The sequence below is a fragment of the Enterobacter sp. IF2SW-B1 genome, assembly GCF_001743375.1.
Lineage (GTDB): Bacteria > Pseudomonadota > Gammaproteobacteria > Enterobacterales > Enterobacteriaceae > Enterobacter > Enterobacter bugandensis.
The window spans coordinates 1-364 of the sequence record NZ_MJAA01000366.1 but is presented as its reverse complement, the minus strand read 5'-3'; the positions used below and the strand labels follow the sequence as shown (position 1 = coordinate 364).

General features: G+C 66.8%; 1 protein-coding gene. It reads left to right on the top strand.

What is annotated here, in order from left to right; all coding sequences use genetic code 11:
* A partial coding sequence (locus A6013_RS24685) for a TIM-barrel domain-containing protein (protein ID WP_302622517.1) occupies positions 1-364 on the top strand: 364 nt, incomplete at both ends.

Sequence of the window (364 nt, the reverse complement as noted above, 5' to 3'; positions counted from 1 at the left end):
ATCCTGTTCTTCATGCGCGCGGGCTACACCGGCAGCCAGAAGCACTCGGTGATGAGGTGGGCGGGGGATCAGAACGTCGACTGGAGCCTGGCTGACGGCCTGGCGTCCGTCCTCCCTGCGGCGCTGTCGCTGGCGCTGACCGGGCCCGGCCTGCCCCACAGCGACATCGGCGGCTATACCACCCGGTTCGAGATGAAGCGCAGCAAGGCGCTGCTGCTGCGCTGGTGCGCCTTCAGCGCCTTTACGCCGATGATGCGTACCCACGAGGGCAACCGCCCTGGCGACAACTGGCAGTTCGACGGCGATGCGGAAACCATCGCGCACTTCGCGCGCATGACCACCGTGTTCACTACCCTGAAGCCGT